The 25,287-nt window shown below is 72.0% G+C and carries 21 protein-coding genes; 10 read left to right on the top strand and 11 right to left on the bottom strand.

Features of this window, described 5'->3' with window-relative positions; translation table 11 throughout:
* The first annotated feature begins 100 nt into the window (after nucleotides 1–100).
* From IE124_RS11300 to IE124_RS11280, 5 genes are all read left to right on the top strand, one after another.
* Nucleotides 101–1,360, top strand: a complete 1,260-nt coding sequence (locus IE124_RS11300) for an extracellular solute-binding protein (RefSeq protein WP_189507444.1) — start codon at nucleotides 101–103, stop codon at nucleotides 1,358–1,360.
* A 71-nt stretch (nucleotides 1,361–1,431) separates the two neighbouring features.
* A complete protein-coding gene (locus IE124_RS11295; RefSeq protein WP_189507805.1) occupies nucleotides 1,432–2,409 on the top strand; it encodes a carbohydrate ABC transporter permease in 978 nt (325 codons plus the stop codon).
* The gene (locus IE124_RS11290) at nucleotides 2,406–3,275 is read left to right on the top strand and encodes a carbohydrate ABC transporter permease (protein WP_229832368.1); all 870 of its coding nucleotides are present in this window, start codon (nucleotides 2,406–2,408) and stop codon (nucleotides 3,273–3,275) included. The genes IE124_RS11295 and IE124_RS11290 overlap by 4 nt, the downstream gene beginning before the upstream one ends.
* Before the next feature lie 9 nt (nucleotides 3,276–3,284).
* Nucleotides 3,285–4,775: a beta-N-acetylhexosaminidase gene (locus IE124_RS11285; protein ID WP_189507443.1), complete on the top strand. Its 1,491-nt coding sequence runs from the start codon at nucleotides 3,285–3,287 to the stop codon at nucleotides 4,773–4,775.
* 17 nt (nucleotides 4,776–4,792) lie between these two features.
* Nucleotides 4,793–6,220 carry a cellulose binding domain-containing protein gene (locus tag IE124_RS11280; protein ID WP_189507442.1) on the top strand — a complete coding sequence of 476 codons (1,428 nt, stop codon included), beginning with the start codon at nucleotides 4,793–4,795 and terminating at the stop codon, nucleotides 6,218–6,220.
* A gap of 130 nt (nucleotides 6,221–6,350) precedes the next feature.
* On the opposite strand, the gene IE124_RS11275 is transcribed toward IE124_RS11280, so the two are convergent.
* The 11 genes from IE124_RS11275 to IE124_RS11225 all read right to left on the bottom strand — a co-directional run bounded on the left by IE124_RS11275 (nucleotide 6,351) and on the right by IE124_RS11225 (nucleotide 19,332).
* Nucleotides 6,351–7,055, bottom strand: a complete 705-nt coding sequence (locus IE124_RS11275) for a DUF2470 domain-containing protein (RefSeq protein WP_189507441.1) — start codon at nucleotides 7,053–7,055, stop codon at nucleotides 6,351–6,353.
* Nucleotides 7,056–7,212: 157 nt separating this feature from the next.
* Nucleotides 7,213–8,109: a geranyl diphosphate 2-C-methyltransferase gene (locus IE124_RS11270; protein WP_189507440.1), complete on the bottom strand. Its 897-nt coding sequence runs from the start codon at nucleotides 8,107–8,109 to the stop codon at nucleotides 7,213–7,215.
* Between the two features lie 3 nt (nucleotides 8,110–8,112).
* On the bottom strand, nucleotides 8,113–9,414 hold the full coding sequence (locus IE124_RS11265) for a family 2 encapsulin nanocompartment cargo protein terpene cyclase (RefSeq protein ID WP_189507437.1): 1,302 nt from the start codon (nucleotides 9,412–9,414) through the stop codon (nucleotides 8,113–8,115).
* Between the two features lie 101 nt (nucleotides 9,415–9,515).
* Complete coding sequence (locus IE124_RS11260; RefSeq protein WP_189507435.1) at nucleotides 9,516–10,925, bottom strand: family 2B encapsulin nanocompartment shell protein; 1,410 nt, start codon at nucleotides 10,923–10,925, stop codon at nucleotides 9,516–9,518.
* Between the two features lie 322 nt (nucleotides 10,926–11,247).
* A complete protein-coding gene (locus IE124_RS11255; protein ID WP_189507433.1) occupies nucleotides 11,248–12,513 on the bottom strand; it encodes an alpha/beta fold hydrolase in 1,266 nt (421 codons plus the stop codon).
* A gap of 108 nt (nucleotides 12,514–12,621) precedes the next feature.
* Nucleotides 12,622–13,302 (bottom strand): GntR family transcriptional regulator, encoded by a 681-nt coding sequence (locus IE124_RS11250; protein ID WP_189507804.1) that lies wholly within the window; start codon nucleotides 13,300–13,302, stop codon nucleotides 12,622–12,624.
* A gap of 47 nt (nucleotides 13,303–13,349) precedes the next feature.
* Entirely contained in the window at nucleotides 13,350–14,735 is a 1,386-nt protein-coding gene (locus IE124_RS11245) for an aldehyde dehydrogenase family protein (RefSeq protein ID WP_189507431.1), read from the bottom strand.
* Between the two features lie 255 nt (nucleotides 14,736–14,990).
* Nucleotides 14,991–15,899, bottom strand: coding sequence for a dihydrodipicolinate synthase family protein (locus IE124_RS11240; RefSeq protein ID WP_189507429.1), 909 nt, complete (start codon nucleotides 15,897–15,899; stop codon nucleotides 14,991–14,993).
* A 307-nt stretch (nucleotides 15,900–16,206) separates the two neighbouring features.
* The gene (locus IE124_RS11235; RefSeq protein WP_189507427.1) at nucleotides 16,207–17,736 is read right to left on the bottom strand and encodes an NAD(P)/FAD-dependent oxidoreductase; all 1,530 of its coding nucleotides are present in this window, start codon (nucleotides 17,734–17,736) and stop codon (nucleotides 16,207–16,209) included.
* Entirely contained in the window at nucleotides 17,717–18,031 is a 315-nt protein-coding gene (locus tag IE124_RS11230) for a (2Fe-2S)-binding protein (protein WP_055645314.1), read from the bottom strand. The genes IE124_RS11235 and IE124_RS11230 overlap by 20 nt, the downstream gene beginning before the upstream one ends.
* Before the next feature lie 65 nt (nucleotides 18,032–18,096).
* Nucleotides 18,097–19,332 carry an NAD(P)/FAD-dependent oxidoreductase gene (locus tag IE124_RS11225; protein WP_189507425.1) on the bottom strand — a complete coding sequence of 412 codons (1,236 nt, stop codon included), beginning with the start codon at nucleotides 19,330–19,332 and terminating at the stop codon, nucleotides 18,097–18,099.
* Nucleotides 19,333–19,531: 199 nt separating this feature from the next.
* On the opposite strand from IE124_RS11225, the gene IE124_RS11220 reads away from it, so the two are divergent.
* The 5 genes from IE124_RS11220 to IE124_RS11200 are packed head-to-tail and all read left to right on the top strand — an operon-like array spanning nucleotide 19,532 to nucleotide 25,259.
* Nucleotides 19,532–21,280, top strand: coding sequence for an ABC transporter substrate-binding protein (locus tag IE124_RS11220; RefSeq protein WP_189507423.1), 1,749 nt, complete (start codon nucleotides 19,532–19,534; stop codon nucleotides 21,278–21,280).
* 32 nt (nucleotides 21,281–21,312) lie between these two features.
* Nucleotides 21,313–22,248 (top strand): ABC transporter permease, encoded by a 936-nt coding sequence (locus IE124_RS11215; protein ID WP_189507421.1) that lies wholly within the window; start codon nucleotides 21,313–21,315, stop codon nucleotides 22,246–22,248.
* Nucleotides 22,245–23,231 (top strand): ABC transporter permease, encoded by a 987-nt coding sequence (locus IE124_RS11210; RefSeq protein ID WP_189507420.1) that lies wholly within the window; start codon nucleotides 22,245–22,247, stop codon nucleotides 23,229–23,231. The genes IE124_RS11215 and IE124_RS11210 overlap by 4 nt, the downstream gene beginning before the upstream one ends.
* A gap of 1 nt (nucleotide 23,232) precedes the next feature.
* Nucleotides 23,233–24,246 carry an ABC transporter ATP-binding protein gene (locus IE124_RS11205; protein ID WP_189507418.1) on the top strand — a complete coding sequence of 338 codons (1,014 nt, stop codon included), beginning with the start codon at nucleotides 23,233–23,235 and terminating at the stop codon, nucleotides 24,244–24,246.
* Nucleotides 24,243–25,259: an ABC transporter ATP-binding protein gene (locus tag IE124_RS11200; RefSeq protein WP_189507416.1), complete on the top strand. Its 1,017-nt coding sequence runs from the start codon at nucleotides 24,243–24,245 to the stop codon at nucleotides 25,257–25,259. Before IE124_RS11205 ends, IE124_RS11200 begins: the two co-directional genes overlap by 4 nt.
* The last annotated feature ends 28 nt before the right edge of the window (nucleotides 25,260–25,287 follow it).

Raw genomic sequence — 25,287 nt, 5'->3', positions numbered from 1 at the left:
AACAACACATCTTTTTCTGGGGATTGACGGCGCGATTGGTCCATGCCACCTTCTGGGCACACACCTGACCACTTAACCAATTGGTCAACTAGCCATCGAGGTGCCCGTGCAGACTCTCCCCCGTACCGTCGCCCTCGCGGCGGCCGTCGTCCTCGCCGCCACGGCCTGTGGCGGGCCGAGCTCCCCGGACGCCTCCGGCGGAGCGGAGAAGGTGACCGTCTGGATCATGAAGGACAGCGTCACCGACTCCTTCCTCACCCGCTTCCGCGCCGACTTCGAAGCGGAGCACGAGGACATCGAGCTCGACATCCAGATCCAGGAGTGGGACGGCATCGGCGAGAAGGTCACGGCCGCCCTCGCCAGCAAGGACGCCCCGGACGTCATCGAGGTGGGCAACACCCAGGTCGCGCAGTACGCGGCGAGCGGCGGCGTGCGCGACCTCAGCGACAAGGTGGCCGAGCTGAACGGCGCCGACTGGCTCCCCGGGCTCGCCGAACCGGGCAAGGTCGACGGCAAGCAGTACGGCGTCCCCTGGTACGCGGCCAACCGCGTCGTGATCTACCACAAGGACCTCTTCGCCGCGGCGGGCGTCACCGCGCCCCCGAAGACGCAGGCCGAATGGCTCGCCGTCACCGCGAAGCTCAACCGGGGCAGGACCCAGGGCATCTACCTCCCCGGCCAGAACTGGTTCACCCTCTCCGGCTTCGTCTGGGAGGAGGGCGGCGACCTCGCAGTCCAGGACGGCGCGGCGTGGAAGGGCGCGCTCGACACGCCGCAGGCCCTCGCCGGCATGGACTTCTACCGGCGGCTCCAGTCGCTCGGCAAGGGTCCGAAGGACGCCGACGAGGCGAAGCCCCCGCAGGCCGAGGTCTTCGCCAAGGGCGACATCGCCCAGATCATCGCCGTTCCGGGCGGGGCGAAGATCGTCGAGGAGATCAACCCCGCGCTCAAGGGCAAGCTCGGCTTCTTCCCCGTGCCCGGCAAGACGGCGGACCGGCCCGGCGCGGTCTTCACCGGCGGCTCCGACCTCCTCGTCCCCGAGGCGTCGACCCACCCGGAGGCCGCCTACCAGGTCGTCGCGGCCCTCGCGGGCGAGAAGTGGCAGACGGACATGGCGAGAACGATGAGCTACGTCCCCAACCGCACCTCGCTCGCCCGGGTCATCCAGGGCGACGCGGGCACGGCCGCGATGGCCGCCGGGGCGGCCCAGGGCCGGGCCACACCCAACTCCCCGCAGTGGGCGGCCGTCGAGGCCACCAACCCGATCAAGCAGTACATGACCGCCGTGCTGACGGGCGGCGATCCGGCGACGGCGGCCGTCACCGCGTCCCGGAGCATCACGAAGACCCTCGGCTCGTGACCGGTCCGGGTTCAACGAGCCGCCCAGCGCAGGCGAGCCGTCCAGCGCAGGCGAGCCGCCCAGCGCAGGCGATCCGTCCGGCACCGCCGAGCCGACCGAGCGCGAAGCTCCGTCCGGCGCCGAAGCCGCCCCCACCACGAAGGCGCCTCTCACGCCTCCCCCGAGGCTCGGCCCTCTGGCCGTACCTCCTCGTCGCCCCCACCGTCCTCGGCGGCGCACTCCTCCTCGGATACCCCCTCGTCCGCAACCTGCTGATCTCCTTCCAGCAGTACGGCATGGGCGAACTCATCCGCGGCGGCGCCCCCTTCGTCGGCTTGGCCAACTACCGCACCGTCCTGACCGACCCCCAGTTCTGGGCGGTCGTCCGGCGCACCTTCTGGTGGACCTCCGTCAACGTCGTCCTGATCATGGTGATCGCCACACTGATCGCCCTGATGATGCGCAAGCTCGGCCGGCGGATGCGGATCCTCGTGACGAGCGGGCTGGTCCTCGCGTGGGCCAGCCCCGTGATCGCCACCACCACCGTCTTCCAGTGGCTCTTCGCCTCCCGGCTCGGCGTGGTCAACTGGCTGCTCGTCCGGCTCGGGTTCGAGTCCTTCGAGGGCTACTCGTGGCTGGCCGACGGTCCCGCCGCGTTCACCGTGCTGGTCCTGCTCGTGGTCTGGCAGTCGGTCCCCTTCGCCGCGATCACCCTGCACTCGGCGCTGCTGACCGTCCCCGACGAGCTGTACGAGTCGGCCCGGCTCGACGGGGCCGGCGGCGGGAGGATCTTCCGCTCGATCACGCTGCCCCTCCTCCGCCCGATCTTCGGCCTCGTCCTCTGCCTCGAAGTCATCTGGGTCTTCCGCTGCTTCGCCCAGATCTGGGCCGTCACCAAGGGCGGCCCGGGCGAGGCGACGACCACCCTGCCCGTCTACGCCTACCGCGTCGCCCAGTCCCTGCACCGCTACGACCTCGGGGCGGCCGTCTCCACGCTCACCGTCCTCCTCCTCGTGGCCGCGCTCGTCTTCTACTTCCGCCAGCTGCTCCGACAGGAGGCCGACCGGTGACACCGCCCTCCCGTACCCGTACCCGTCTCCGCTCCCGCTCCCGCTCCCTGCGCCGGCTCCCCCTCAACACGGCGGCGGCGGTCGTCTTCGTCCTGGCCGTCTTCCCGGTGTACTGGATGGTCCTCACCGCCTTCCGCCCGACCCGCGACATCCAGTCCGAGACCCCGGGGTTCCTTCCCGTCTCCGTGACACTGGAGCACTTCGGGAAGGCCGTGGCGGCGGACGGCTTCTGGATCTTCTGGCGCAACAGCCTGCTCGTGACCGCCGGATGCGTCCTGCTCGCCCTGGTGGTGGCGCTCGCCGCCGCCTTCGCCGTCGCCCGGATGCGCTGGCGCGGCCGGCGCGGCTTCGTCCTGATGGTCTTCCTGGCGCAAGTCGCGCCCTGGGAGGCGCTGTTGATCCCGATGTACGTCATCGCCCGGGACGCCGACCTGCTCGACCGGCTGGCGACGCTGAGTCTGATCTACTTCATGATCACCCTGCCGTTCACCATCGTGACCCTGCGCTCCTTCCTGGCCGCCGTCCCGGCCGAGCTGGAGGAGGCAGCCCAGGTCGACGGCTGCACACGGGCCGTCGCCTTCCGCCGGGTGACGCTGCCCCTGCTCGCCCCCGGGCTGCTCGCGACCTCGCTCTTCGGATTCATCACCGCCTGGAACGAGTTCGCCTTCGCCAACATGCTCGTGATCAAGAACCAGGACGACCGCACGCTGCCCGTCTGGCTCTCCTCCTTCTCCAACGTCTTCGGCACTGACTGGGGCGCCACCATGGCCGCCTCCACCCTCTTCGCCCTGCCCGTACTCGTCCTCTTCCTGGTCCTCCAGGGCCGGGTCTCCGCCGGAATGACCGGCGGAGCCGTGAAGGGATAACGCACCTCGATGCCCCTGCCCCGACTCGTCCCCGACCCCACCCACCTCTCGCCCCTGCCCGGCCGGTTCACCTTCGACGCGAGGACCGCGCTGAAGGTCTCGCCCGGCGCCGACCCGGCTGCCCGGCTGCTGCGCACCCTGCTCGGACCGGCCACCGGCCTGCCGCTGCCCACCCGCCCGGACGGCTCGGTCGTCCTCGCCGTCGACAGCGCCCTCACCGGCCTCGGCGAGGAGGGGTACGGCCTCACCGTCGGCGCCGAAGCGATCCTGCTGCGGGCCGCCCACCCCCGCGGACTCCTCTCCGGAGTCCAGACGCTGCGCCAACTCCTGCCCGTCGACGCCCTCGGCGACGACCCGGCGCCCGGCGTCGAGTGGTCCGTCCCCTGCGTGCAGATCACCGACACCCCCCGCTTCCCCTGGCGCGGTTCGATGCTCGACGTCGCCCGCCGCTTCCGTCCCGTCTCCTATCTCCGCCGGTACGTCGACCTGCTCGCCCTCCACAAACTCAACGTCCTGCACCTCCATCTCACCGACGACCAGGGCTGGCGCATGCCGGTCGCCGCGCTCCCCCGGCTCACCGAGGTCGGCGGGGTGCCGCACGGCGGCGCGTACACCCGGGCCGAGCTCACCGGGCTCGTCGCGTACGCGGCGGAGCGCGGCGTCACCGTCGTGCCCGAGATCGAGATGCCCGGCCATGTCCGCGCCGCCCTCGCGGCCTATCCCGAGCTCGGCAACCACCCGGGCCGAACGTATGAGGTCTGGGACCGGTGGGGCGTCTGCGACACGATCCTCGGCGTCCACGACGAGGCCCTCGACTTCTGCCGCACCGTCCTGGACGAGGTGATGGACGTCTTCCCCTCCTCGTACGTGCACATCGGCGGCGAGGAGTGCCCCACCAGCGAGTGGCACACCTCGGCGTCCGCGCTCCGGCGGGTCGCCGACGAGGGGCTCCCGGGTCCCGACGCCCTGCACGGCTGGTTCATGGAGCGGATGGGCGCACACCTCCTCGAAGCGGGCCGGCAGCCGCTCAGCTGGACCGAGGACGGCGCCGACCTCCCGCCGTACTTCACCGTCATGCCCTGGCGCGACTCCGACCACGGCCGCGTCGCCGTCCGGCGGGGACACCGCGTCGTCATGGCGCCCCACCGGACGACCTACCTCGACTACCCGCAGTCCGCGAGCCCCGCCGAACCGCCCGGCCAGGCCGGCGAGGTCGTCGACCTCCGCACGGTCCACGGCAACGACCCGGCGCCGGCGGAGTGGAGCCCCGAGGAATCGGCGCGGGTGCTCGGTTCCCAGGTCCAGCTGTGGACCGAGTACGTGCCGACCGCGGCGCACGCCGAGTACCTCACCTTCCCCCGGCTCTGCGCCCTCGCCGAGGTCGTCTGGACCGGCCGCCACGACTGGCCCGGCTTCCAGGAGCGCCTCCGCCACCACAGGACCCGGCTCGACGCCCTCGGGGTGCCGCGCCGTCTCTCACCCATGTCCGTCCCCACCTGAGGAGAGGAACCACCACCATGAGTACCCCCACGAGGAGCAGGAGCGGCCTGCGGATGCGTGCCGCGCTCGCCGTCGCCGCGGTGACCGGGCTCGGCGCCACCGCCCTGACCGCGCTTCCCGCCGCGGCGGCCGGTGAGGCCGTCACCGTCCAGTACCGGCAGAGCGCCACCGGCGGCGACCAGGTCGAGCCCTGGCTCAAGGTCGTCAACACCGGTACGGCGAGCGTGCCGCTCAGCCAGGTCAAGGTGCGCTACTACTTCAAGGCCGAGGCGGGCGCCTCGTACACCTACGCCTGCTCCTGGGCCGTCAAGGGCTGCGCGAACCTCACCGGCACCTTCGGGACCCTGGCCGGCCCGACCGCGACCGCCGACCGCTATCTGGAGGTCGGCTTCACCGCCGGCGCCGGCTCGCTCGCCCCCGGCGCGGACACCGGCGACATGCAGCTGCGCTTCCACCGCTCCAACTGGCAGCCCTTGAACCAGAACGACGACTACTCCTTCGGACCCGCCCAGACCACGTACGCCAACTGGTCGAAGGTCACCGCGACCGTCGGCGGAGTCCAGGTCTGGGGGACGGCGCCCGCGGGCAACGAACCCACCCCGACACCGACCGACCCGACCACTCCCCCGCCCACCGGGGCCACGCTCTTCGACGACTTCGACTACACCGGCCACACCGACCCGGCGATCGCCGCCCACGGCTGGAGCGTGCGCTCCAACTCCGGCGGCCCCGGTGTGCCCGGCGCCACCTGGGCCCCCGAGAACGTCACCTTCGCCAAGGAGGGCACGAACTCCCTCATGAACCTCCGGAGTTCGACCGCCGGCACGGGTGAGTCGACCAGGCACACCGAGATCCTCACCCGCGCCTCGAAGTTCAGGAACGGCACCTACGCGGCGCGAGTCCACTTCTCCGACGCGCCGAACTCCGGCCCGGACGGCGACCGGGTCGTCCAGACCTTCTTCACCATCAACGACCTCAAGGCCCCGATGGCCGACGACTACGCCGAGTACGACTTCGAGTACCTCCCCAACGGCGGCTGGGGCGAGCCCGCCAACATCCTCTACACGACGTCGTGGGAGACGTACCGGCCCGACCCCTGGGAGGCCGTCAACCAGCACTCGGAGGTCCGGGCGAGCTACGCCGGCTGGCACGACCTCGTCCTGACGATCGACGACAACTCCATCGTCTACTACGTCGACGGCCAGGAGTTCGGCCGCCACGACGCCCGCTACCTGCCCGAGCGGCCCATGTCCATCAACTTCAACCAGTGGCTGATCGACCTGGCCGGGCAGACCTCGACGACCCCGCGCGCCTACGACCAGAAGGTCGACTACGTCCTGCACGTCAAGGACCAGGTGCTGACCCCGGCCCAGGTGGCGGCCAAGATCGCCGCGTACCGCTCGTCGGGCACGGCCTTCGAGGACTCGGTCCCGGCGGTGCAGTAGCCGCCCCGCCCGAGGGCGGCGGGCGCCCGCTCCCCGCGAGCGCGCTCCCGCCGCCCGACGGTCCACGACGGGACGTCGGAGCTCGGGCAGGACCTCACCACCCGCGGTCCACGGAACCGGCCAGGTCAGGTCAGGTCAGCAGGCTGTTGGGGTGGGAGGCGCGTCGCGCCGCGGCGAAGAGGGCGTGGATCCGGGAGCCGGCCTCGTCGATGTGCGTGACGGCGGTGGGGAACGGCAGGCGGACGTCCTGATGTCCCGTGCGGTACTCCAGGCGCAGGGTGATCCCGTAGCGGTCCAGGGCGACGGGCAGCACGCGGAGCACGCCCCGCTCGGGGCGCGGCCGGACGAGGCGCAGGAGCAGTGGGACGAGTTCGGCGTGGCTGTCGACGAGGTGGGTGAGCATGGCCGACTCGCGGGAGGCGATGGGGTCGACGTCCGCCGCGTGAAGGGCGTCCAGGGTGACGTACGTCCGCCCCTCGGCGTCTTCGAGGAGTGCCTGGCCGAACTCCAGGCAGGTGCTCTCGGCGGCGTCGTGCGTGTACTCCGCGCCCAGCAGCCCGGTGAGGGTGACGCGGGCCCGCACGCGGTCGCGTACGGCGGTGGGGGCGATGTCCGTGAGCTCCAGGAGTACGGGGATGCGTGCGTCGCTGCCGTCGTGGACGCCCTCGGACGGGTCGTGGAGGTGGAGGTGACCCATCGGTCCCGTCCCGTCCAGGAGGTGGACCTCCTGACGGCGTCCGTCGGCCACGACCGTCATCGAGTGCGCGGAGGCCAGGATGGAGCGCACGCGTTCCGCGGGGGTGGGCTGGGCGACGGGGGTACTGAAGGGGCGCATCCGAGCTCTCCAAGGGCGTGGTGAGGAGATACCCAAGCCGTTACTTAGGCAAGCCTAACCTAACGCATCCTTGGGAGCCTTGGAAGCCCGGCACCCCGGGAGGGCGAAGGGCCGGGCCCGTCGGACGACGGACCCGGCCCTTCCGGTTGAGTCGGGGTCAGACGCGGTCGGCCGCGATCAGCACGTACTGGAAGGAGCCGTCCTTGTACGACTCGATGAACGCCTCCTCGATCCCGGTGACCAGCGAGGAGGTGGCCCGCAGCTCCCAGTAGGGCAGGGTCGCGGGCGTCAGGTCGACGACCGCCTGCGGGACGAGCCGGTTGTCGGCCATGGCGCGGAGGTACTCACGGCGGGAGTGGATGTTGCACTCGAAGTGCGCGTTGATCTGCGAGACCCACTTCGAGGGCTGGCCGTATCGCGGGTTCCAGCAGCCCGTGATGGTCACGTAGCGGCCGCCGACCTTGAGGAAGCGGGAGTGCTCGGCGAAGAGGTCGTCCAGGTCGACGTACATGCTCGACTCGTTGTTCCACGAGGCGGCGATGCTGCCCTTCTCGAACGGCGTGTCGAGCATGTTGCAGACCTGGGCACGGACGTGGTCGTCGATGCCGAGCTCCTTCGCACGCCGGTTGCCGAACTCGGCCTGCGTGGAGGAGAGGGTGACGCCCTCGACCTTGCAGCCGAAGCGCTGGTGGGCCATGACGCTCGAACCGCCACGCCCGCAGCCGGCGTCGACGAGCGTGTCGTCGCGCGTGATGGCGCCGAGGTGGTCGAGGAGGACCTCGGCCTGCGCGGACTCGAGGCGGTGCAGCTCGGCGATCAGCTTCTTCTCGTACTCGCTGTCCTCGGTGTCGCCGAGGGCGGCGTGGTCGACGTCGCCGATGCCGTAGTGGTGGTGGTAGAGCCCGTCGACGTCGCCGAGGCGCAGGTTCACGGGCCTGGCCTCCTGGTTCCAGTAACGGGCGATGTCGCTCTGGTAGGGCGACGCCGGAGCCGGAACGAACGCGGAAGTGGCGTTGGCGGAGGTGAGCTCGGTGCTGGTCACAAGGGTTTCCATTTCTTACCAGAAATCGGGCAGGCTGTAGCGGAAGGTGTTGGTCTGGTGCCAGTAGTGGTTGCCGTCGACCCATACGGCGACTCCCCGCAGGAAGCGCAGCACGCTGGGGACGGGACAGGCGGCGGCCAGGGCGGCGGCCTCGGACTCGAAGTCGCGCATGAGGTCGTTGTGGACCTCGACCGCCTTCAGGTAGCCGTCCTGGTCCGAGAGGTTCTCCCGGTCGGCGAGCACCACGGGCAGGTTCAGGTGCCGGCCGGGGCTGGCGAGTTCCTTGGTGTACGAGTACAGGTCGTTGACGATGGTGCAGGCGTTCCCGGCGAGCGCGAGCACCCGCTGCATGGCGGGCTGGGCGTGCAGGTCCGCCGGGAGTTCGTAGCCACCGACGGTGTCGGTGATGGTGGGACACGGCCGGAAGTTGTTGAACTGCCGCATCACCAGGTACTCCCACACCTCGGGGGTGTGGTCGGTCTCGGCCCAGGCGCCCTCCGCGAGGTAACCGAGGTGGAGGCGGGCCATGTCGTGGCGGAACCGGTCGGCCTGGGAGGGCGTGGCCTGCCGGACGAAGTACTCCATCGCGGAGCGGTACGAGCGCCGCGGGGCGTCCTCGTGGAGCGACTCCGCCCACCGCGGCTGGTACTCCGCCGTCGTGTGAAGGGGGTCGAGGGCGGTGTGCGCGAGGAGGAGGCGCCCGCCGAGCCCGACGGGCGAGCCCCCGTGGTCCTCGCAGTAGCAGTCGTCGACCGCGTTCTCGGCGACCATCAGCCGCGCGGCGACCATCAGGTGCTCGATGCTCGGGGCGTCCGGGTGGCAGGCGACCATGTACTTCCCGACGGAGAAGCCGTCGAACTGGCCCTCCCACTCCTCGGGGTACAGCTGCACCTCGTCCATCGCCCAGTCCTTGATCCGGCGGCTGAGCTCCTCCACCCGCACCGGATCGGGCTCGACCACCGGGTGGTAGTAGAGACCCGGGATGTGCAGGGCGTCGGCCGGCGCCGCGGGGGCCCCCGCGACCGGCGGTTCCACGACCGGCGGTTCCACGTCCGGCGGCGCCACGGGCCGGAACAGGCTCACAGCCGTCGTGCCGAGGCCGCTGGGCCCGCGGAGGACCCGGCCGAGGTCGGGAACCGGCTCCGGCACCGGTGCGGGGCCCGGCTCCGCGACCTCCGCGGGAACGGGGAGGGTGGACGGCGCGGCGTCGGCGGCCTCGACGCCGACGGAACCGGCCAGACCGAGGACGTGGGACCCGAAGTGGGCCGCTGCGGTGGGCAGGCTCGACTGCAGAGGGGAAAGCCCGGGCTCGGGCATCCGTGACTCCTTGAGGGGGTGGGGTGGTTCGTCCCGGATCCCGGGCGTGGTCGCCCGGCCCGGAGGGGGCCGGGCCGTGATGTCGGCCGGACGGGTGCGGGTCAGCGCCAGCGGGCGATCTGCACGTTCTCCAGGATGCCGAGCGCGTTGGGCACGAGGATCGCGGCGGAGTAGTACGTGGTGACCAGGTACGACATGATCGCCTGCTCGCTGATGCCCATGAACCGCACGGACAGGCCCGGCTCGTACTCCTCCGGCAGGCCGGTCTGGCGGAGGCCGATGACACCCTGGTTGTCCTCGCCCAGGCGCATGGCCAGGATCGAGCTGGTGTTCTCCTTGCTGATGGGGATCTTGTTGCAGGGCAGGATCGGGACCCCTCGCCAGGACGGGACCTGGTGCCCGTCGAGGAGGACCGTGTCCGGGTAGAGCCCGGCCCGGTTCCACTCGCGGCCGATCGCCGCGATCGTCCGGGGGTGCGCGAGGAAGAGCTTGGTGCCGCGACGGCGGGTGAGCAGCTCGTCGAGGTCGTCCGGGGTGGGCGGGCCCGAGTGGGGCTGGATCCGCTGCTTGAAGTCGGCGTTGTGGAGGAGGCCGAACTCCGGGTGGTTGATGAGCTCGTGCTCCTGGCGCTCGCGCAGGGCCTCGATGGTGAGCTTGAGCTGCTGCTCCGTCTGGTTCATCGGGCCGTTGTAGAGGTCGGCGACCCGGGTGTGGACCTTGAGGACGGTCTGGGCGACGGAGAGTTCGTACTCGCGCGGCTTGAGCTCGTAGTCCACGAAGGCGCCCGGCAGTGCGACCTCGCCGACATGGCCGGCGGACATCGCGATCTCGGCCTCGCCGTGACGGTTCTGCCGCTGCTGGGGAAGCGAGCGGAACGCTTCGAGGTGCGCCCGGAGGGCGGGTGCGGAGTCCGCGATCGAGGCGAAGTCGGCGCGGGACAGGGTGAGCAGGGTGCCGGCGGTCTCGGCGGTGGCGGTGTAGTCCCACTTGGCATCGACGTCCAGGAGGGCGTTCTCGCCGAGGCGGTCGCCGTCGGCGAGGACGGAGACCGCGACCTCGTCGCCGTACTTGCCGACGGAGGTCTGGTTGATCCGGCCGTGGGCGACCAGGTGGATCTGCTGGGCCGGGGTGCCGCGCTCGGCCAGCACCTCGCCGGCGCGGAAGTCGCGCTGGACGCAGCGGTCGGCGATCGCGGTGAGCACCTCGATGTCGTCGAAGCCGCGCAGCAGGGCCAGTTCGCCGAGTTCCTGGGGGATCACGCGGACGCGGGAGCCGTCCTGGACGAACTCGATGCGGCCGTCGCCGACGGTGTAGCTCAGTCGGCGGTTCACCCGGTAGGCGCCGCCCTTCGTCTCCACCCAGGGGAGCATCCGGAGCAGCCAGCGGGAGGAGATCTCCTGCATCTGCGGGGTGGACTTGGTCGTGGTGGCGAGGTTGCGGGCGGCCGCGGTGCTCAGGCTGGACTGCCGGGGCGCCTCCACCTGCACTTCCGGGCCGGTCTCAACGGTCATCGGGGCGAGGTCTCCTTCGGGTGGACCACGGTCGGCGTACGGAACACCGCCGGTGAAAGGGGAAATAGGGGGTCAATCTCTGGGAATTCGTCCAGATCCCGGGGAACAGTAACGGCCGGTAAGCCCCGCTCACCCCCTCAGTTCGAGGGCATTACCCCGAAACAGTGATCTTGCTTCGCGCGAGGTTTAACCGGATTGTCGATGGTTTCCGGCCACCCTCCTCGGGGTACGCGAAAGCCCTCCGGCTCCATGACGCGGGAGCGGGAGGGCTGCGAGGCGGGTGAGGCGTGAGGCCTGTCCGGCGGACGGGGTCGGAGGCCTCCTAGGCGCGGCCGGTGGCCAGGTTCATCAGGCGGGCGAGGACCCGACCACCGGAGGCGGCGACGCCGTCGTGTTCCCATTCGTTGGTGACCCAGACGCGGGAGGCGCCGATCCGGCGGGCGGTGGCGAGGGAGATGCCCGCGTCGACGTACATGTCGTCGTGGTAGACGACAGCGGCGAGCGGGACCTCGTTGGCGGCGAGGCGGTCGAGGTCGTAGAGGGGCGGCCAGTCGGTGCGCGCGGCCAGCAGGTCGGCGGCGTCGGCGAAGGGGCGCAGCCCCGCGATCTCCCGGAACATCCAGCGGTACATCATCTCGCCCGTGAGCAGGAGGGGGTCGGCGTCCTCGGCGAACTCGGGGAAACCGGCCAGGGCACGGTCGGCCGCCCAGCCCGTCGGGCCCGCCCCCTGTCCGTACAGCGATTCCTGCATGACGGCGAAGAGCGGGTTGTCGGTGAAGCCGGTCAGGGTCATCACCTGGTGGAGGAAGGTGTCGCTCAACTCGCCGCCCTCGCCGAGGGCTTCGTCGAGCAGCCAGTGGACGCGCTCGAAGCCGTCGCCCATGCCGAGCGCGAGTCCGAGGGTGCGCAGGCGGTGCGGGGTGAGGCGGTCGCCGTTCGGGAGGCGGACGTCCTCGGCCGCGAGGAGGTCGGCGATCTTCCGGAGGCGGGGGGCGTCCTCGGGGTAGCGGGCGTAGAGGTCGAGGACGCGGTCGCGGACGCGCGGGTAGGTGTGGGCGTACACGTCGTCGGCGGTGGCGGTGAGGCCGGGGAGGCCGCCGGTGACGTAGCAGGCGCGCAGCCCCTCGGGTGCCTGGGAGAGGTAGGTGAGGGTGATGAAGCCGCCGTAGCTCTGGCCGAGGGTCTCCCAGGGGGCGTCGCCGCAGAGTTCGCGGCGGATCAGCTCGGCGTCGGCGACGATCGCGTCGGCCCGGAAGTGGGCGAGGTGGCCGGCGAGGCGCTCGGGTGAGGCGAAGCGGGCGGCGGACTTGGCGGTGACCGGGGTGGAGCGCCCGGTGCCGCGCTGGTCGAGGAGCAGCACGCGGTGGGTCTTCAGCGCCTGCGCCAGCCAGCCGGGCGAACCGGCCGACGGGCGGGGCGACTTGCCGCCCGGTCCGCCCTGGAGGTAGAGCAGCCAGGGAAGTTGCTCGCCGGCGCGGGCCGGGTCGGCGACCTCCCGGGCGAAGACCTCGATGGTGGGGCCGTCGGGCGTCTGGTGGTCCAGGGGGACGGTGAAGGTGTGGTCGACGGTCGCGTACGCGGGGTTCATGGCTTCCTTCCACGGCCGTGGATGGCCGGTCGGATGTGACATTGCATCAACGGGCGACCGTCGTCCGTCCGTCGAGAGGAGCCACAGTCCGGCCGTCGGCCGGTGCCGCTACTTCCCGGTCGCGCGGTCGCCCTTGGCCCAGAGGGAGCGGACGTGGCCGAGGTGGCGGGTCATGCATTTCTCCGCGCCCTTGGCGTCGCCGGCGAGCATCAGGTCGAGCAGCTCCAGGTGCTCCTCGGCGGACGGGACGAGGTCGCCGCTCTTGTCCAGGGCGGTGAGCCCGTACAGCCGGGACCGCTTGCGCAGGTCGCCGACGGTCTCGACGAGCCGTTCGTTGCCCGCGAGGCCGAGCAGTGTGAGGTGGAACAGCCGGTCGGCCTCCAGATAGCCGATGAGGTCGTGCTCGCGGGCGGCGCGCACGATGTCCTCGGCGACGGGTCGCAGCGCCTCCAGGTCCTCTCGGGCGGCGATCCGGGTGATCCTGCCGACCGTCGGGATCTCGATGAGCGCGCGGATCTCGGTGTACTGGTCGAGGTCGCGCTCGTCGACCTCGGTGACCCGGAAGCCCTTGTTGCGGACGGGCTCGACCAGGCCTTCACGGGCCAGGTCGAGCATCGCCTCGCGGACCGGGGTGGCGGAGATCCCGAAGTCCTCGGCGAGGGTCGGCGCCGAGTACACCACCCCGGGGCGGAGCTCGCCGGAGATCAGGGCGGCTCGCAGGGCATGGGCGACCTGGTCGCGCAGCCGCTCCCGGGAGGCGTTCAGGTCGCGCTGGGTCAGGTGCCCCATGACGGTGGTGATCCCTTCGTTCCGGTTGACATCACCACCGTACGATGTCACGCCGCGGAGCCTGCGGGTGCCAGCGTGTAGGTCCGGCTCGACGTGTAGAAGTCGAGGGCTGCCCGGCCCTGCTCGCGCGGTCCGTGGCTGGACGCCTTTGAGCCGCCGAAGGGCAGGTGGAAGTCGACCCCGGTGGAGGGGGCGTTGAGCCGGATCATGCCGGTGTCGAGGAGGTCGAGGCCGGTCAGCGCGGTGTTCAGGTCGGCGGTGTGGACCGAGGTGACCAGACCGTACGGTACGGAGTTGGTGATCCGGATCGCGTGGGCCAGGTCCTCCGCGGCGAGCAGGGACGCCACGGGGCCGAAGACCTCTTCGCGCAGCAGCCGGTGCCCCGGGGGGACCTTCTCCACCAGGGTCGGGGCCGCGAACCAGCCGGACCGGTCGGGCACGGTGCCGCCGGCCAGGACGGAGAGCCCCCTGCCGGCCTCGCCGACCTGGTCGCGGGCGTGCTCGTGGATGAGGGGCCCGCACACGGTGGCCGGGTCGGCGGGGTCGCCGACGGGGATGGCCCGCAGCGCTTCGGAGAGCGCCTCGCGCAGCGGGTCGAGCGCGGCGCCGACCGCGATGACCCGGCTGGTGGCGGTGCATTTCTGGCCCGCGTACCCGGCGATGGCGGCGGCGATGTGGGCGGCGGCCTGTTCGATGTCCGCGTCCGGCAGGACGAGTGCCGCGTTGAGGCCGCCCATCTCCGCCTGCACCGGGATGCCCCGGGCTGTCGCGGCCCGGGCGACGGCCTGGCCGACGGGGGTGGAGCCGGTGAAGGACACGACGTCGGCGGCGGAGACGAGTGCGTTGCCCTCCGTCGCACCGCCGGGCAGCACGGTGAACACCGCCTCGGGCAGGGCCCCTTGGACGATCTCGCCCAGCCTCTGGGCGCACGCCGTGGCTTCGGGGGCGGGCTTGAGGACGACCGTGTTCCCGGTGGCGAGCGCCGGCGCGGCCTTCCAGGTCGGGATGGCGAAGGGGAAGTTCCAGGGGGTGATGAGCCCGGCCACCCCGTGCGGGCGGCGGCGGGTCAGGAGCAGTCCGGGGCCCGCCGCGGTCTCGTGGACCGCTCCGGTGGCCTCGAAGGGCGCCTGGGCGTAGTAGCGCCAGATGGCGGCGGTACGGGCGACCTCGGCCCTGGCCTCGGCGAGCGGCTTGCCCACCTCGCGTACGGCGAGCGCGGCCAGTTCGTCGGCCGCGGCCTCGACGGCGGCGGCGACTGCGGCGAGGGCGGCAGAGCGGGCGGCGGCCCCGGCGAGCAGCCAGCCGGGCTGCGCGGCGCGGGCGCGCTCGACGGTGTCGACCGCGGTGAAGGCACCGGGTGCCGGGATCCGCAGGAGGACGTCGGCCGGGTCGGCCGGGTTGCGGGAGATGACGGTGGGGAGCGTGTCGGTCACAGGAGGAAGCCTCCGGGGAAGGGGTCGTCCGGGTGGAGGGAGGAGGTGGTGCGCGGTGCCGGGGGTCCGGGTCGGGCCTCGCCGGGCCGAGGGCTGTCGGGACGGGGGCGAGGCGGGCGGGGGTGACCGGCTCGACGACCCGTACCATCTCGGTCCCGGTCGCGGTCTCGCTCTCGGCCTCGGTCTCGGTCCCGGTCTCGCTCTCGGCCTCGGTCTCGGTCTGAGTGGCGGACCAGGTCTCGGCCCAGGCGTCGGTCAGCGGTGGCCGTCGGCGACGGCCTTCTCGGTGGCGGTCCGCACTCCCGCCTCGATCGCGCCGGTCAGCGGGTGGCGCGGGGCGCGGGTCGGTCCGCCCCGACGGCCGGCGATGTCCATGGACAGCTTGATGGACTGGACGAACTCGGTCTTCGAGTCCCAGCGCAGGAGGGAGTGCAGGGACTTGTAGAGCGGCACGGCGGTGGCCAGGTCGCCCGCGACGGCCGCGTGGTAGAGCTCGGCGCAGCTCGTGGGGAAGGCGTTGGGGTAGCCGGCGATCCAGCCGACCGCGCCCGCGACGGCGAGCTCCAGGAGGACGTCGTCGGCGCCGATCAGGAGGTCCAGCTCCGGGGCGAGCTCGCCGATCTCGTACGCCCTGCGGACGTCGCCGCTGAACTCCTTGACGGCGACGATGCTGCCGTCGCGGTGCAGGCGGGCCAGCAGGTCGGGGGTGAGGTCGACCTTGGTGTCGATGGGGTTGTTGTAGGCGACGATCGGGACGCCGGCCTTGGCGACCTCGCTGTAGTGGGCGCGCACGGCGGCCGGTTCGGCACGGTAGGCGTTGGGCGGCAGGAGCAGGACGGATCCGGCTCCGGCCTCGGCGGCCTGCTCGGCCCAGCGGCGGGACTCGGCGCTGCCGTAGGCGGCGACGCCCGGCATGACCCGCGCCCCGTCGCCGGCGGCGGCGACGGCGGTGCGGACGACCTGGGCGCGCTCCGCGTCGGTCAGGGTCTGGTACTCGCCGAGCGAACCGTTGGGGACGACACCGTCGCAGCCGTTGGCGATGAGCCAGGCCACGTGCTCCGCGTACGCGTCGTGGTCGACCGACAGGTCGTCGCGGAAGGGCAGGGTGGTGGCGACCATGATGCCGCGCCAGGGTCGGTCGGTGTTCCAGGTGGTGGCGGTCATGTCGACGACCTTTCTGTAGTGTGTGACATTTTATAGAGGCGAAAGAAGAGAGGCCCTCGTGGGCCTCCCCTGTGGTTCTAGGGGGTGTCTTGCCGATCAGGTCGGATCAGGGAGCGGGGTCTGGTGCCGTGCATCGCAAGGCGGAGGAGGGAGTCATGGCGGTGGGGGAACCTCCCGTGCCCGAAGGGCTACGGGGGACCATGGCGAGTGACGACAACGCGGCGTGGGGGTACCTCCCGTGCCCGAAGGGCTACGGGGGAGCGCGGTGCCAGACCCCGCGAGCCCGGCCTGATCGGCAAGACACCCCCTAGGGAGTCTGCTCGACTGTCGGCTCGTCCAGCGCGGCGAGCGTCGCGAGAGGTACGGGGACGGCGAACGGGCGCCGCTCCGCGGGCGGCTCGGGGGCTCCGTCGCGCGCCGCGAGGCACGCCACGGCCGTGCCGCACATCCGACCCTGGCACCAGCCCATGCCGGCTCGCGTGAGGAGCTTGACGGTCCGCGCGTCCCGCGCCCCGAGGTCGGTGACCGCCTCGCGCACCCGCCCCGCGGTCACCTCCTCGCAGCGGCACACGTCCGTCTCGTCCTCCAGCCACGCGGGCCAGCCCGGGCCCGGTGCGTGGGCCGCGGACATGACGTCCGCGAAGGCCCGCATCCGGTCGCGGCGACGCCGGAGTTCGCCGACCCGGCCCGGGCGCACGCCCCGGTCCGGGGCCGGATCGGCGCGGCGGCCGCGCAGCCGGGCGGCGATCGCCCGGCCCGCCAGCTCGCCCTCGGTGCGGGCGAGTCCGGCGCCTCCCACGCCGCCGGTCTCACCCGCCGCCCACAGGCCGGCCACGGAGGTCTCCTGGAACTCGCTCAGGGCGAGCCCCAGGGTCCCGTCGGGCAGCGCACGGGTGGCGCAGCCGACGGCCGTGGCCAGTTCGATCTGGGGCACGAGGCCGTGCCCGACGGCGAGCGCGTCGCAGGCGATCCTGCGACCCGTCCCCGGTACGGGCGTCCAGTCGCCGTCCAGGCGGCTGACCGTGACGGCCTCCACCCGGTCGGTGCCGTGGACCTCGGTGACCGCACTGCGGGGCAGCACCCGCACACGGTGCCTGAGCAGTGCGGCCCCGTGCACCAGGGCTTCGGCGGCCTTCGCCGGATTGGTCGCGAGAGCTCGGGGGCTGCGGGCGTACCGCAGATACCCCGCGGCCTCGACCACGGCCGGGACCCGGGCGCCCGCCGCGGCGAGCGAGGAGGCGACGGCGAGCAGCAGAGGGCCGCTGCCGGCCACGACGATGCGCCGCCCGGGCAGCACGAGCCCGGACTTGAGCATGGCCTGCGCCCCTCCGGCGCCGACGACACCGGGCAGGGTCCAGCCCGGGAAGGGGAGTTGGCGCTCGTACGCGCCGGTGGCGAGGAGCAGCGCCCGGGCCCTGATCCGGACGGGCCGCTCCTCGGTGCCGTCGGCGCCGGTGATCGCGTGGACCGTCCAGCTCTCGCCGTCGGCGCCGGACCCACCGGACTCCTCGGGCTCGCCGGACCCACCGGACCCACCGGACCCACCGGACTCCCTTATGAAGGACCACACGTGGTGCCCCGTCAGGTGGTCGACCGTGCTCGCTCCGAGTCTGCGCCGCAGGTCGGAGAAGGCGGACCAGTCGTGGTGCAGGGCTTCGGGGCGCACCGCGCCGAGGGCGGGCGCGGGGTGCCGGTAGAACTGCCCGCCGGACTGGGTGGAGGAGTCCAACAGGGCGACGGAGAGCCCGAGTTCGGAGGCGGTGACGGCTCCGGCGAGCCCCGCGGAACCCGCGCCGACGACCGCCAGGTCGTACGGTTCAGACGGCGAGGCGGTCATGGCCGTGCCCTTCCTGGGTGGTGATCGCGTCGCCGGGGCGGGCGGGGACCAGGCAGGCGCGCCGGTTGGGCTCGCCGTTGACGGTTGCGAGGCAGTCGTAGCACTGGCCGATGCCGCAGAACGCGCCGCGCGGCCGCCCTCCTTCCCGGGTGGTGCGCCAGGCCAGGATGCCGGCCCCCCAGAGGGCGGCGGCGACGGTCTGGCCGGGCAGGGCGGTGACGCTCCGGCCGTCGAAGGTGATCTCGAACGGCGGATCGGGCTGTGCCCCGACCAGGTCGGCGGGCGTGCGGGCCACGGGCCCTCCTCTCGTGAAGGTGACGGTGACGGTGACGGTGACGGCGGTCGCGGTTCGGGCGCGCGTCAGAGTGCCGGGTCGGGTGCGGAGCCGGGGTCGGGTGCGGAGCCGGGATCGGGTGCGGAGCCGGGATCGGGTGCCGGCGCGGGTTCAGGGGTGCCGAACCGGTCCGGGCGGAACGGGGAGATGTCGAGGGGCAGTTCGCCGTTCGTCAGGCAGAGGGCGATGATCTGTCCGGTCACCGGCGCGAGGCCGATGCCCGCCCCTTCGTGGCCGCAGGCGTGCAGCAGCCCGTGCACGCGCGGGTCGGGTCCGATCGCGGGCAGGTGGTCCGGCAGATACGGCCGGAAGCCCGGATAGGTCCGCATGGCCCGTACGGTGCCGAGGACCGGGAAGAGCGAGGTCGCCCCGGCGGCGAGTCGGCGCAGGACCTCGACGGAGAGGGTGCGGTCGAAGCCGACGCGCTCCCGGCTGGCGCCGATGAGGACCGGCCCCGCCGGGGTGCCCTCGACGACCGCCGAGGTCTGGAGGGCGGCCGAGCCGCTGGCCACGTCGGCCACGTAGTCGGCGGCGTACACCTTGTGGCGCACCACGCGCGGCAGCGGTTCGGTGACGAGGACGAAGCCCCTGCGGGGCAGCACGGGGAGGTGGACGCCCGCGAGTTCGGCGAGGGCGCCGCCCCACGTGCCGGCGGCGTTGACCACGTACGGGGCGTGGAGCTCGCCGGCCGCGGTCCGCACCCCGCGAATCTCGCCGGCGCCGCCGGTGAGGAGGCCGGTGACCTCCTCGCCCAGACAGAGCCGGACGCGGTCTCCGGCGGCGCGCAGCAGCTGGGCCGCGGCGTGGGCGGGCATCACCTGGGAGTCCTGCGGATAGAGGAATCCTCCGGCAAGGCCAGGAGCGAGGTGGGGCTCCAGATCATGGAGCCGGTCCCCCGGGACCTCCTGGGCGGTGACGCCCGCCTTCTCCTGGCGGGCCGCGAAGTCGCGCAGGGCGCGCATCCCCGACTCGCCGGAGGCGACCACGAGGCCTCCCTTGGCCTCGTACTCGACGTGCGGCGGGAGCACGTCCGCCAGCTCCCGCCACAGGGTGTTGGCGAGGAGGGCGAGTTCGAGCTCCGGGCCCGGCTCCTTGTCGGAGACCAGGAGGTTTCCCTCGCCGGCTCCCGTCGTCCCGCCCGCGACGGAACCGCGGTCGACGACGGTGACGGAGAGGCCGGCTTGGGCGGCGTAGTAGGCGCAGGCCGCGCCGACGACGCCGGCGCCGACGACGATGACATCCGAGGGTTTTCTCGTGGGCACGTCAGTAATATTTCACATTGCACTGACGTTGCCAAGACCCCGAAACGGAGCATTCCAGTCGCGGGGCGCTCTCCTGAGTACCGCCCGGACACGGATGAGTAACGGACCGCCCGATACCTTGTCAGTGCAATTTCACATTACTATGTTACAGGTCACATTCCAGCCATCGGGATGCTCGACCGCTCTCTCGGAGTGACCTATGAACAAGCGCACTTACACCCTGGCCACCGCTCTGGTGACCGCCCTCGCCCTCGGCGCGACCGGCTGTGCCGACGGCAAGAAGTCCGACGGCTCCCGGGACCGTGGCAAGAACCCCGCGACCTCCAACAACGGCGCGGTGGTCGGCGGCACTCCGCAGAAGGGCGGCACGCTGACCATCCTGTCCAACCAGGACTTCACCCACCTCGACCCGGCCCGCAACTGGGTGGTGGGCGACATGGACTTCGGCTCGCGCCTGCTCTACCGCACGCTCCTCACGTACAAGGCACAGCCCGGCGCGAAGGGCGGGGAGCTCACGACCGACCTCGCCGAGAACCTCGGCGTCTCCTCCAACGGCGCCAAGACCTGGACCTTCAAGTTGAAGCCCGGCCTGAAGTACGAGGACGGCACCCCGATCACCGCCCAGGACGTCAAGTACAACGTCGAGCGGTCCTTCTCCCCCGAGCTGCCCGGCGGCCCCGACTACGCGGCCCGCTACCTCGTCGGCGCCGAGGGCTACAAGGGCCCCGCGCAGGGCAAGCACCTCGACTCCGTGAAGACCCCGGACGACCGCACGATCGTCTTCGAGCTCCGCAAGCCCTTCGCCGAGTTCCCGTACGCGACGGTGCTGCCCACCTTCAGCCCCGTGCCCAAGTCCCAGGACAAGGGCCCGCAGTACGACAACCGGCCCTTCTCCTCCGGCCCGTACAAGATCGAGTCGTACGCCCGGGACAAGCAGATGGTCCTCGTGCGCAACACCCATTGGAGCGCCGCCACGGACACCGTGCGCAAGGCGTACCCGGACCGGATCGTCGTCACCATGGGCCTCAAGGCCAACCAGATCGACGACCGCCTCATCGCCTCCGCCGGCGGCGACGCCTCCTCCGTCGCCTGGGCCTCGCTCCGCCCCGAGTCCACGCCCAAGGTGCTCACCAAGCCGGACGTCAGGGCGCGTCTCCTCGCCGAGTCGACCAGCTGCACCGAGATGGTCCAGATGCACACCGGCCGCGCGCCGTTCGACGACGTGAGGGTCCGCCAGGCCGTGCAGTACGCCCTCGACCGCGAGGCCCTCGTCACCGCCACCGGCGGCCCCGCGCTCAACGACCCGGCCACCGCGCTCATGCCCGGCCTGCTCTTCCCCGGCGGCAAGCAGCCCGACAGCCGGAAGATCCCGCTCACCGGCGACGTCGAGAAGGCGAAGCAGCTCCTCAAGGAGGCCGGCAAGGCCGGCGGCATCTCCACCAGCGTCACCGTCTCCACCGGCGACAAGGCCATCGGCGAGGCGATCCAGCAGTCCCTGGGCCGCGCCGGGATCAAGGTCACCATCGAGACCGTCGACCCGTCCGCCTTCTACGACACCATCGGCGACACCAAGAACCGCACGGACCTCGCCTACACCGGCTGGTGCCCGGACTTCCCCTCCGGCTCGACCTTCCTGCCCTTCGTCTTCGACGGCCGCTACATCAAGGAGAAGGGCAACTCCGGCAACCACTCGCTCTTCCGTGACGACGCCACGATGAAGCGCATGGACGAGATCGCCGCGATGACCGACGCCCAGCAGGCGAACAAGGCGTGGCAGGAGCTCGACGCCCAAATCCTCGCCAAGGCCCCCACCGCTCCCGCCGTCGTCGAGCGCAAGCCGCTGCTCATCGGCACCAACATCGCCGGCGCCTACGGCCACACCTCCTTCGGCGGGCAGATCGACTACGCGACGGTCGGCCTCAAGGACCCCGCGAAGAGCACCCGTTGAAGGCCGGAACGACGCCGACCACGCCCACGCCCATGACCACCACCACTTCCACGTCCCCGCCCGTCCGGGCGGGCAGCGGTCCCTGGCAGCTCGCCCGCGCCGAGCTGCGCCGCCGCACCTCCGTCAAGCTGTCCCTCGTCGTGGTCGCGTTCTTCGCGCTCCTGACCGTCGCCGCCCCGCTGATCGGCTCGCTGGGCGGCTGGGGCCCCGAGGAGTTCGACAAGAGCGCCGTCGACCCGTACCTGGGCGGCCTGCCCATCGGACCGCTCGGCGGCGTCTCGGCCGAACACTGGCTCGGCGTCGAACCCGTCACCGGCCGCGACCTGTTCTCCCGGGTCGTGCACGGCGGGCAGGTCTCCCTGCTCATCGCCTTCTCGGCGACGGCGATCGTGCTCGTCGCCGGGACGGCGGCCGGCATCGCCGCGGGCTACTTCGGCGGGCGCACCGACACGGTGCTGTCCCGGCTGATGGACCTCACCATGTCCTTCCCGTCCCTCATCTTCATGATCGCGATGATGTCGGTGGCCCGGGACGTCAACCGGACCCTTCTGATGACCGTCGTCATCGGCCTCTTCGGCTGGCCCGGCATCGCCCGGGTCGTCCGCGGCCAGACCCTGTCGCTCAAGCACCGCGAGTACGTCGACGCCGCCCGCGTCGGCGGCTCCGGCCCCCTGCGGATCCTCGCCCGGGACATCCTGCCGGGCGTCGCGGGGCCGGTCATCGCGTACACCACGCTGATCATCCCCGGGATGATCGCCACCGAGGCGGCCCTCAGTTATCTGGGCGTCGGTGTGCGCCCGCCGACCCCGTCCTGGGGCCAGATGATCGCCGAGAGCGTCGCGTACTACGACACGGACCCCATGTACTTCCTCGTACCGAGCCTCTGTCTGTTCCTCACCGTGCTCGCGTTCACCCTGCTCGGGGACGCGCTGCGCGACATCCTCGACCCGAGAGGCAGCGGCTCGTGATCCTCTACCTCGGCCGCCGTCTCCTGGGCGTCCTCGGCGTCCTCCTCGCCATCGCCGCCGTCACCTTCACCATCTTCTACGTCCTCCCCTCCGACCCGGCCGCCGCCGCGTGCGGCAAGGCGTGCAGCAACGAGCGGCTGGACGCGATCCGCGCCAACATGGGCCTCGACGACCCGCTGTGGCGGCAGTTCACCGACTTCGTCACCGGCATCTTCACCGGCCGCACCATGGGCACCGGCCAGTACGCCATGACCTGCGACTTCCCCTGCCTGGGCTACTCGTACGAGAACAGCCAGAGCGTGTGGGACCTGCTCGTGGACCGGCTGCCCGTCTCGGCCTCGCTGGCCCTGGGCGCTGCCGCGATCTGGCTGGTCCTCGGGCTCACCGCGGGCGTCACCGCCGCGCTGCACAAGGACACGCTCACCGACCGGGCCCTGATGGTCGGCGCGGTCGCCGCGGCCTCGCTGCCCGTCTACTTCACCTCGGTGCTGCTGATCTTCGGACTGATCCGGGTCTCCGGTCTGCTGCCCTACCCGCAGTACGTGGCCTTCGGCGACGACCCGCTGTCCTGGGCCACCAACCTGCTGCTCCCCTGGCTGGCGCTCGCCGTCCTGTACGCCGCGATGTACGCGCGGCAGAGCCGCAGTTCGATGATCGAGAGCATGGCGGAGCCGTACATCCGCACCGCCCGCGCCAAGGGCCTCCCCCGCCGCACGGTCGTGGTCAAACACGGGCTGCGCGCCGGCATGACCCCGATCCTCACCATCTTCGGCATGGATCTGGGCGGACTGCTCGCGGGTGCCGTGATCACCGAGTCCATCTTCGGACTGCCCGGCATCGGCCGCCTGTTCTACGGCGCCCTGTCCAGCGGGGACCAGCCCGTCATCCTCGGGGTCACCCTGCTCGCCGCCACCTTCATCGTCGTCGCCAACCTGGCCGTCGACCTGCTGTACGCCGTCGTCGACCCGCGAGTGAGGTACTGAGATGGGCGATCCCGCACCCCTCCTGTCGGTACGGGACCTCACGGTCACCTTCCCGACGAAGCGCGGCCCGGTCCGGGCCGTCGACTCCCTCGCCTTCGACGTGCGGCCCGGCCGGACCCTCGGCATCGTCGGCGAGTCCGGCTCCGGCAAGTCCGTGACGTCGCTCGCCGTCATGGGCCTGCACACGGACGCCGAGGTCACCGGCTCCGTCGCCCTCGGCGGGCGCGAGCTGATCGGCATGTCCGACCGCGAGCTGAACGGGCTCCGCGGCCGGCGGATGGCCATGATCTTCCAGGACCCGCTGTCCAGCCTGCACCCGTATTACACCGTCGGGGAGCAGATCGCCGAGCACCACCGGTTCCACTTCGGCTCCCGCCGGGCGGCCGCGCGCGAGCGGGCCGTCGAGGCCCTCGGCGAGGTCGGCATCCCCGAACCGCGCCGCCGGGCCGGTGAGTACCCCCACCAGTTCTCGGGCGGCATGCGTCAGCGCGTGATGATCGCGATGGCCCTGTCCTGCGAGCCCGACCTCCTCATCGCCGACGAACCCACCACCGCGCTCGACGTCACCGTCCAGGCCCAGATCCTGGAGCTGATCGCGCGGATCCAGCAGGAGCGGGGGCTCGCCGTCGTCATGATCACGCACGATCTCGGCGTGGTCGCGCGCGTGGCCCACGACGTCCTCGTGATGTACGGCGGCCGGGCCGCCGAACACGCCCCGGTGGACTCCCTCTTCGCCGCCCCCGCCCACCCCTACACCCGCGGTCTGCTCGACTCGCTGCCCCGGCTCGACGATGACGACGACGCGCCGCTCCGGGCGATCCCCGGCAGCCCGCCGTCCCTGCTCGACCCCGCTCCCGGCTGCGCGTTCGCACCCCGCTGCCCCCGGGCGGCCGCCGGCTCCGAGGAGGAGCGGGCGCGCTGCTCGGGCGAACGCCCGCTGCTCGTCGGCCCGGAGGGACATCCGGCCGCCTGCCATTTCCCTGCGTTTCCCGCGTACGAAGGCGTCGCCTCATGACCACGACCACCACCGCGACCTCGGACGCGGCCACGAGCACGACGTCCACTCCCCTGCTCAGCGTGCGGGACCTGACGATGACCTTCCCGGGGCGCCGGGCCCGCTCGGCGCCCGTCCGGGCCGTCGACGGCATCGACTTCGAGGTGGCGGCGGGCGAGACCCTGGGCCTCGTCGGCGAGTCCGGCTGCGGCAAGTCGACCACCGGGCGCATGATCGTGCGGCTCCTGGAGCCGACCGCCGGCTCCGTCTCGTACGACGGACGCGACATCACGCACCTGTCGCAGCGGGAGCTCAAGCCGCTCCGACGCGACCTCCAGATGGTCTTCCAGGACCCGCACTCCTCGCTCAATCCCCGTCAGACCGTGGCGCGGATCATCTCCGATCCGCTGATGGTGCAGGGGAGTTCGGCGGCCGAGGCCCGCAAGCGGGCCGTGGAGCTGATGGATCTGGTCGGGCTCATCCCGGAGCACATCGACCGCTACCCGCACGAGTTCTCCGGCGGTCAGGCGCAGCGCATCGGGATCGCCCGGTCCCTGGCCACGAGCCCGCGGCTCGTCGTGGCCGACGAACCGGTCTCCGCGCTCGACGTCTCCGTCCAGGCGCAGATCGTCAATCTGATGGAGCGGCTCCAGCGCGAGCTGGGGCTCGCCTACCTCTTCATCGCCCACGACCTCTCGGTCGTCAAGCGGGTCTGCGACCGGGTCGCGGTGATGTACCTCGGCCGGATCGTGGAGATCGGGGTGAAGGAGCGGGTGTACGCGGCCCCCGCACACCCCTACACGCGGGCGCTGCTCTCGGCCGTGCCGCTGCCCGACCCGGCGGCGGAGCGGGCCCGGGAGCGGATCACGCTGCTCGGTGACCCGCCGAGCCCGGCCGCTCCGCCGCCCGGCTGCACCTTCCACCCGCGCTGTCCCAAGGCGCAGGAGATCTGCCGGACGGAGGCGCCGCTGCTGCGGATCGCCTCCCCCGGCGAGGCGCGCCAGGTGGCCTGTCACTTCCCCGAGGCCGCCTGAGCATGCCGGAACGCCCCGGTCCCGCGTG

Origin of the sequence: Streptomyces narbonensis (assembly GCF_014649015.1) — a bacterium.
In the GTDB taxonomy this organism is placed as follows: Bacteria; Actinomycetota; Actinomycetes; order Streptomycetales; family Streptomycetaceae; genus Streptomyces; species Streptomyces narbonensis.
This window is presented reverse-complemented; position numbering and strand designations above follow the sequence as displayed.

What these genes read in the sequence shown, in the direction of transcription:
- IE124_RS11220 (WP_189507423.1), top strand. Translation starts at nt 19,532, where the DNA reads ATGAACAAGCGCACTTACACCCTGGCCACCGCTCTGGTGACCGCCCTC.
- IE124_RS11265 (WP_189507437.1), bottom strand. Translation starts at nt 9,414, where the DNA reads ATGCCCGAGCCCGGGCTTTCCCCTCTGCAGTCGAGCCTGCCCACCGCA.
- IE124_RS11260 (WP_189507435.1), bottom strand. Translation starts at nt 10,925, where the DNA reads ATGACCGTTGAGACCGGCCCGGAAGTGCAGGTGGAGGCGCCCCGGCAG.
- IE124_RS11205 (WP_189507418.1), top strand. Translation starts at nt 23,233, where the DNA reads ATGGGCGATCCCGCACCCCTCCTGTCGGTACGGGACCTCACGGTCACC.
- IE124_RS11280 (WP_189507442.1), top strand. Translation starts at nt 4,793, where the DNA reads ATGAGTACCCCCACGAGGAGCAGGAGCGGCCTGCGGATGCGTGCCGCG.
- IE124_RS11255 (WP_189507433.1), bottom strand. Translation starts at nt 12,513, where the DNA reads ATGAACCCCGCGTACGCGACCGTCGACCACACCTTCACCGTCCCCCTG.
- IE124_RS11235 (WP_189507427.1), bottom strand. Translation starts at nt 17,736, where the DNA reads ATGACCGCCTCGCCGTCTGAACCGTACGACCTGGCGGTCGTCGGCGCG.
- IE124_RS11275 (WP_189507441.1), bottom strand. Translation starts at nt 7,055, where the DNA reads ATGCGCCCCTTCAGTACCCCCGTCGCCCAGCCCACCCCCGCGGAACGC.
- IE124_RS11270 (WP_189507440.1), bottom strand. Translation starts at nt 8,109, where the DNA reads ATGGAAACCCTTGTGACCAGCACCGAGCTCACCTCCGCCAACGCCACT.
- IE124_RS11285 (WP_189507443.1), top strand. Translation starts at nt 3,285, where the DNA reads ATGCCCCTGCCCCGACTCGTCCCCGACCCCACCCACCTCTCGCCCCTG.
- IE124_RS11200 (WP_189507416.1), top strand. Translation starts at nt 24,243, where the DNA reads ATGACCACGACCACCACCGCGACCTCGGACGCGGCCACGAGCACGACG.
- IE124_RS11240 (WP_189507429.1), bottom strand. Translation starts at nt 15,899, where the DNA reads ATGACCGCCACCACCTGGAACACCGACCGACCCTGGCGCGGCATCATG.
- IE124_RS11250 (WP_189507804.1), bottom strand. Translation starts at nt 13,302, where the DNA reads ATGGGGCACCTGACCCAGCGCGACCTGAACGCCTCCCGGGAGCGGCTG.
- IE124_RS11215 (WP_189507421.1), top strand. Translation starts at nt 21,313, where the DNA reads ATGACCACCACCACTTCCACGTCCCCGCCCGTCCGGGCGGGCAGCGGT.